We start from the raw sequence: 7,739 nt of genomic DNA, 5'->3' as shown, positions 1-7,739 counted from the left end.
CCACCGGCCGATCAGGATCCTGGCACAGGCCAGCCAGCATTGCTTCGTAGTGGCGTCCGAGTCGAGCGATGGTTTCAGCACGATACAACGCGCCGTCGTAGCGCGCGGTGCAGGTGAACGCATCGGCACTCACGCGAATATCCATGCTGAGGTCCAATTTAGCCGCCTGACTTTCCGTGTCGACGATATCGACTTCAAGGCCCGCGAGTCGCAATTTTCCAGCAGCCGCAGCACCTTGCACGTTGAAGAGTGTCTGGAAAAGCGGGTGTCGATCGGCTTCTCGCTTCACACCTAATGCATCGACGAGCGCCGCCAGCGTGACGCTGCCATGATCGAGCGCGAGACGGGTGTCGTTGCGTACCGATTGCAGCAGCGAGCGTCCGGTCATGGCCGGTTGAACGCGCGCGCGATACACCTGCGTGTCCACAAAAAGACCAATCAGGCCTTCGCTTTCCTCAGTTGTTCTTCCGCTGGTCGGTACGCCGATACAGAAATCGTCGCTGCCGGCATGTCGCGACAGCAATAACTGCCACGCCGCCATCAGCACGGTAAACGGCGTGCAGCGCTCGGCCTTACAGCGGGAGCGCAACGCGTTTGCTGTTGAGTTAGTCAGCGTAAAGGCATGGGTTCGCGCCGGATGGTCCTGTCCGGGCGCTCGTGCGAAATCGACGGGTAGTTCGAAACTTGCATGGGGCGAGCCGATGTACCCGGTCCACCACGCGATGTCGGCACGCGCCTTTTCGCTTGCCAGCATGTCGCGTTGCCACGCGGCGAAGTCGGCGTACTGCCATGTCAACTCTGGTAGTTCAGGAATCACTTCGTCATGCACGATCCTGCCGTATGCGTGAGCGAGTTCACGCGTGAAGATCGCAGTCGATGTTCCATCGGAGACGAGATGATGAGCCACGACGGACAGCACATTCCATTGCGCCGACATCACAAAAACCCGCAAGCGGATCGCGCCTTCCGTGCTCAGGCCGAACGGTTGCTGTGCCTCGCGGGCAAGCGCTTCTGCCAGCGCTTTTTCGCGTGCATCGTTATGAAGCGAGGAAAGATCGGTCACCGGCAACGGCACATCGGCCGGCGCATCCACGATCTGAAAAGGCTTGCCGTCCTGTTCCGCAAAACGAGTGCGCAATACTGCATGCCGGCTACGAACGACATTCAGTGCCTGTTCAAGCGCGCTGATATCGGCCTGGCCGCGCAAGTGAAAAACGCGCGCCAGATGGTAGGCGGTCGACAGCGGTGCGAGCCGCTGCATGAACCAGAGTCCTTCCTGCTGGGGAGACAGCGGCAATCGTCCGGCTTGCTCGCCGGGCGTTACCAAGGACTCCGGCAAGGACGCCGCTAAACTTTTCGTCGAAAAAGACCGCATCGGCGCCCTGCCTCCTGTTGAATTACCACTGATACTTCAGTCCCGCGAGTACGAGCCGGCCTTGACCCCAATAGCAGGAACCGTCGCTGCACGACGCCATGTATGTGCGATTGAGCAGGTTGCTTGCATTGAGCGAAGCCGTCCAGCCGTGCATGGAAGGCAACGCGCGCCCGAGGTCATATCGCAGCGCGAGGTCGACCAGGGTTGCCGACGAGAGCAGGATCGAGTTCGCGGTATCGCCGTATGAACCGCCGATATAACGCAGGCCCGCGCCCGCTTGCACACCGTTGAGCGGCCCGCTGGTGACCGTATAGTCCGCCCACAGCGAGGCGGTATTACGCGGAATACCGACCGGCGTCTTGTTCAGGTTCGAAGTAGTGCTCTTTGTATTAAGCAGGTTCGTGTAGGTGTAGCTGAAGATCAATTGCAGGTTGTTAGTCAGGCTCGCGTGTGCTTCGACCTCGAAACCCTGGGACCTCACTTCGCCGGTCTGCACCTGGAAGTTGATGTTGTTCGGATCTGTGGTCAGCACGTTTTGTTGCGTCAGGTGAAACGCCGATAACGTGACAAAGCTGTTGTAGTTCTTCGGCTGATACTTCACGCCGATCTCATACTGCTGGGCGGTCGTCGGCGAGAACGTCGTACCCGCGGCGGTCGAGCCGACCTGCGGCTGGAACGACCTCGTGTAGCTGGCGTAAGGTGCAAAGCCGTTGTCGAATTTATATACGCCGCCGGCACGCCAGGTGAACGCGCGGTTGAACTGGCTCGTCTCCGCACCGTTCACGTACGACTTGCTATCTTCGTTCGTCCAGTCTTCACGCACGCCCAGCAAGAACGACCACCGGTCGATGTCGATCTGGTCCTGGGCATAGGTGCCAAGCTGCTTGACCGACTGCTTGTTCGACGTGCCGAACATGAAGTCCGGATACGGAACGGGCTGGCCGTATTGCGGATTCGTCACGCTGAGCGACGGCACATTGTCGAACGCGCCGTAGAACGCATGGTCGAATTGCGTGTACTGATAGTCGACACCGAAGGTGGCCGTGTGCGACACCGGTCCTGTGTTGAAACGCGCGGTGGCCTGGTTATCGACCGTGTGCGAGTTCAACCGGCCCGTGTTCAGGTACACATCACGCGCCAACTCTGTGCCGTTGTTGGTGTAGCCCGCGTCGTCCGCCACATACTGAATGGTCTGGCTGTTATGCAGGAAACGATAGCTCTGCTTGAACGACCAGATATCGTTCAGACGATGATCCAACTGGTACCCGATTGACTCCTGCGTCTTGCGGAAGCTGTCAAAGTCCGGCTCGCCCGGATAGAAACTGCGTGGTAGTTGCGCCACGCCGGTCTGGATCGTGCCCACCGCCGGCACGGTGTTGTAGATACCCGCTTCGGGATCGGCCTGGTAGTTCATGAACAGCGTGAACGTGGTGTCTTTCGTCGGCTTCCACGTAATGGTCGGCGAAATCGCGAAGCGCTGCTGGTTCACGTAGTCCGTTTGCGTGCCGGTATTGAAGCCGTCCGCCGTCAAACGGTAAAGCACCTTGCCGTCCTGATCGATAGGACCACTGAAGTCGAAGAACCCCTGCAGGCGCCCATAGCTGCCGGTCTGGAATCCGACTTCATGCAGCGGCTCGGCCGTCGGCATCTTGCTCACGAGATTCACCGTGCCACCCGGCGAACCCTGCCCGTACAACACGGACGCTGGTCCGTGCAGCAACTCGATACGCTCGAACATGTACGGATCGAAACTCGTCACGTTGAAACCAAAACCGCCGGCCGGACCGGGCGTGCGCAAGCCGTTCCAGAACTCATCGACGAGGAAACCGCGCGCGTACAGGTACTCGAGCGAATCCGTGTTGGTGCCGCGCTGCTCCGGGTTGATACCGGACGTATAGCGCAGCGCCTGCGCCACGCTCTGCGCGTCCTGGATGTCCATCTGGTCGCGTGTCACCACCGAGATCGCCTGCGGCGTCTTGATGATCGGCGTGTCGGTCTTGCTGCCCGCCGTGCTCTGTTTCGCCACGTAACCCTTAACCGGTCCCGTGCCCGTTTCCGCATCGCGCTGACCCTTCACCACCACCGCCGGCAACTGTTGCCCCGGGGCAGACGCAGCCGGCTGGCCGGTCGCATCCGCCGGCACGACAGCGTCACTCTGCGCAAACGCCGATGTCGCCAGCAACACGCCCGCTGCGATCGGCGCGAGCCGCCAGGGATTCCTTGCGCGCCCGCGCGCGCCGATGCGGTCTGTGCCGCGTCGTTCTGATTGTTGTCGTGCCATGGTCTCTTGCGGTTGGTGTGGTTGGTGTGGTTAAGAATGTGAACGATAATGCAAATGCGAATGATTACTAATACGATAGTATATCGGCGAGATATTTTTTGTGTGAAATTTCCCTGACTATCGTGCGGGTGTGTTGCGCGGATCATCCATGGTCGAGAAAGCGGGCCAGGCTGGCGACTGTCGGGTGATCGAAGACATCGCCGGGCGAGAGTTCGCGGCTCAGTGTCCGGCGGATACGGGCGACCAGCTTGATGACAAGCAGCGAGTCGCCGCCCAGTTCGAAGAAGTCGTCGTCGTCGCCAACCGTATCGGGATCGACCTCCAGCAGGGTTGCGAAGAGCGTGCGCAGGGCGGCATCGAGGGCGGGTTCCTGAAGTTGCGGAGTCTGTTGGTCCATGTTCTTTGGGTCTGCTTTCTGTATGGGGAATGGGGAAAGGCCCAGGCGTCAGGCGCTGGCGGCATTCGCGAATCGCGAGCGGTCGACCAACTCGCTCATCGCCACAACAATTTTTCGCGGCCCCTGATAGGGATCGCGAGCGTGCGCGACGAGCATGTTGTCGAGCATCAGCACGTCGCCGGCACGCCAGTCGAAACGCACCGCGCAGCGTTCGTACGCCGCACCGATCAACGCGATGGCGTCGTCGCTGATCGCGCTGCCATCGCCGAAATATGCGTGCCGCGGCATGCGGGCAAGACCGACCATATCGAGCAGGTCCATCCGGACATCTGGCGCGAGACACGCGATGTGATGCAACTGCACTTGGTTGAAGAACGACCGCTCACCGGTCAGCGGATGCACGATCACCGCCGGACACACGGTGCGTGTCTGCAGTTCGTCGTTCGGCAGCCATTCGTACTGCACGCCCGCCGCTTCGCAACGTGCTTCCACCGCGCGCCGGTCGTCGGTATCGAAGAACTCGCGCCACGGCACATCCAGGCCGCGAGTAAACGTGCGCACATACATCAACTGTTTGCGCTCGAACGTATCGACCAGTTGTGCCGGCAACTGCCGCAGCATCTCGCGGCAATCGACAATGGGCGTAGCGCCGCCTGTCACGGACGCCAGTTCGCAGAAGAAAAACTGCCGGCGCGGCCAGCGCGACAAGTGCGAACTTTCGTTGTGGTAGAGGATCATCTGCCGCTCGGGATACGGCGTGGAACGATACGTATTGCGGCCGCCCTCCTTCTTTGGCAGATCGCCGTATTCGCCATACAGCGCGGGTGAAATGGCTTCGGCGAAGGCCTCGAAAGCGGCAGGTCCGGGAAGGCCGAAATTGCGGAACAGGATAGCGCCGTGGCGGGCGAGCCACGTCTCGAGTTCGTCGCGATGCGCGTCGATCCAGCCGGGCAGATCGTTGATGGGACCGGTCGGTGTGAGGACGATGGGCAAGCGCGTGCCGGCGTTGAAAAAAGAGGTCTCGACGCTGGCGTCGGTGATCGGGGTCGCGTTCATAAATGAGTGGCTCTCGTTCATTGCGAAATGGCTTCAGGGACGCGCTGCGGCACGGCGTCCGGCGAGTGACGGGCAAGCGTCGAGCCGGGATTGGCCGATACCTGGTCGAGCAAGTCACGCCACAACCCGAACCAGCGCGTAACAGTGGACCGCACGAATAGCGAGGACGCGTAGACCCATTCGACCTCGTAACCGCCATCGACCGGCTCGACGAACAGCGCCATGTCGAACTTCGATTGCGTTGTCTGCGCTCGCAGCAGTTCGATCGCGAGACCCGGGACGCCGGCGTTTTTGCGCGGCAGGTCGCGCAGTACGAACAACATTTGCAGCAGCGGATTTGCATCACGCCGGCGCGACACGGCAAGCGCATCGACAATCCGGTCGAACGGCAATGCCCGATGTTCCAGCGCTTCCCATGCTGAGTGATTCGCGGTGTCGAGCCATGCGTTGAAGCTCGCCATGTTTGAACCGTCAGTGCTGATGCGCGAGCGGACCGGCAACACGTTGATGAAAAATCCGATCAGCCCTTCGAACTCGGTCCGGTCGCGCCCCGCCACGTCGGTGCCGATCAGAAGATCGGTCTGGCCCGTCAGCTTGTGCAGGAACAGTTGCAAACTCGCGAGCAGCACGGCGAACGGCGTCATGCCGCGCGCGCTCGCGAGTGCTCGGACGCGCTCGCCGGTTTCGGGAGACAACGACAGGCGCACCGTGCCGCCATCATGGGAAACGACCGGGGGACGCGGCCGGTCAGCCGGCAACGCCAGGAAGTGCGGGGCATCCGCCAGATACGTTCGCCAGAAGTCCTGTTCGTTGCTTAATCTCGGCGGCGTCAGTTGTTCGCGCTGCCACGCCGCGTAGTCGGCGTAATGAATCGACAAGGCCGGCAACGCAGTCGTCATGCCACCGCGCCGCGCACGATATAGCGCGCACAACTCATCGATAAGGATATGCACCGACGCACCATCTGCCACGATGTGATGCAGCACAAGAATCAGCACATGATGCGACGCGTCGAACTTCAAGAGCAGCGCGCGCATGAGCGGCGGCGTAGCGAGATCGAATGGACGGTTGGCCGCGTCCGTCAGATAACGTGCGACAGTCTGCTCGCGCTGCACATCGGGCAATGCGCCGCAGTCGACGAGCGGCATGGGTACATCAAGGTGGTCCGCAATCGTCATGACGGGATCGCCGTCATGCTCGCCAAACGACGAACGCAGGACTTCATGCCGCTCGACCAGTGCAGCGAGGCTCGCCTGCAGCAGGTTCGCATCGAGTTCACCGCGCAGGTCCAGCCCCGCGGCCATGTTGTACGACGCAAGGCCACCGCCCGCCAACTGGTCCACGACCCAGATGCGCTGCTGCGTGAGCGATAGCGGCATCTCCTGCTGCCGTTCGACGATACGGATCGTAGAAGCATCGCTGCCCGTCTTGTGTGGCTCGGTGGAGAGCTCGTCGATACGCACAGCGAGCGCCTGGAGCGTCGGCGCACTGAACACAGCACGCAGCGGCAAATCGATTGGCCATGCGGCACGTACCCGTGACAACATCCGCATTGCAGCGAGCGAATGACCGCCAAGCGCGAAGAAATTGTCGTCGCGGAGGATACTGTTTTCGAGTTTGTTCTCGACCAGTCCCAGCACATCGGCCCAGATACTCGCGAGCGTGATTTCGGTTGCGCCTTCCGGCGCATGTCGGACGCTTCCACCCGTTCTTGTCGCTGCGCGCCCCAATTCGACCAGCAACTGTCGGTCGAGCTTGCCATTACGGTTGAGCGGTAACGCGTCGAGCACACGCACACTCGACGGCACCATGTAGTCCGGCAGGACAGCTGCTAGTTGTTTCTTGAGCGAAGCGGGTTCGAGGTTGCATCCGGGCCTTGCCGTTGCAAAACCGGCCAGACGCCCCGCTGCCGAAACGATCACGGCCGCATCCAGGACGCCATCTAGCGCACGTAGCCGCGCTGCGATTTCGCCCGGCTCCACGCGATAACCGCGAATCTTGATTTGATCGTCGATACGACCCAGATATTCGATCGCACCGTCCGCCAACCTGCGTGCCCGGTCGCCGCTGCGATACAAGCGGACGCCTGTCGAGAAGGGATTGGGAACGAAGCGCTCCGCCGTCATTCCCGGCCGGCCCAGATAACCCCGCGCGACGCCCGCTCCGCCCAGATACAATTCGCCGATTTCGCCTGCGCCGACAGGGTTCATGTGGGCATCGAGTACCCACGTCGACGTGTTTGCTAGCGGCAGGCCAACGGGCAAGGTCGCGGCGCTTGAGTCCCCACACGCCGCGTCCTGCGTCAGGATGCCGACGGTCGTCTCGGTCGGGCCATAGTGATTAATCACACGGCACGACGGTTTTAAAGAGCGGATCTTTTCGAGCAACGGCCACGCCGTTGCCTCGCCGCCCAACACCAGCGTATGAGCCGGCAAGACGTCCGCGGCATTCTGCGCCTGCAGCAATGCGTTCAGGTGTCCAGGGACTATCTTCAGTACGTCTATGCTGTTCTGAGTCATATACCGCGCGAAGCAATCTGCGTCGAGCGTTGTATCGCGGTCGATCAGATGCAGCGTGCCGCCCGATGCGAGCGCGCCGAACAACACGGTATGACCAAGATCGGCAGCCAC

5 protein-coding genes are annotated in these 7,739 nt (G+C 61.2%); all 5 read right to left on the bottom strand.

Features of this window, described 5'->3' with window-relative positions; translation table 11 throughout:
- On the bottom strand, positions 1-1,327 hold a 1,327-nt coding region (locus tag JWR14_RS31925), incomplete at its 3' end, for a condensation domain-containing protein (protein WP_299717383.1).
- A gap of 70 nt (positions 1,328-1,397) precedes the next feature.
- A complete protein-coding gene (locus JWR14_RS31920) occupies positions 1,398-3,656 on the bottom strand; it encodes a TonB-dependent siderophore receptor (protein WP_299717381.1) in 2,259 nt (752 codons plus the stop codon).
- A gap of 142 nt (positions 3,657-3,798) precedes the next feature.
- Complete coding sequence (locus JWR14_RS31915) at positions 3,799-4,053, bottom strand: phosphopantetheine-binding protein (protein WP_299717379.1); 255 nt, start codon at positions 4,051-4,053, stop codon at positions 3,799-3,801.
- A gap of 48 nt (positions 4,054-4,101) precedes the next feature.
- A complete protein-coding gene (locus JWR14_RS31910) occupies positions 4,102-5,109 on the bottom strand; it encodes a TauD/TfdA family dioxygenase (protein WP_299717377.1) in 1,008 nt (335 codons plus the stop codon).
- 17 nt (positions 5,110-5,126) lie between these two features.
- Positions 5,127-7,739 (bottom strand): condensation domain-containing protein (locus tag JWR14_RS31905; protein WP_299717375.1); only part of this gene is annotated, 2,613 nt, incomplete at its 5' end.

The organism is Caballeronia sp. (assembly GCF_028292365.1).
GTDB lineage: Bacteria > Pseudomonadota > Gammaproteobacteria > Burkholderiales > Burkholderiaceae > Caballeronia.
The sequence above is the reverse complement of the archived record's forward strand: the minus strand, read 5'-3'. Positions and strand labels throughout refer to the sequence as shown.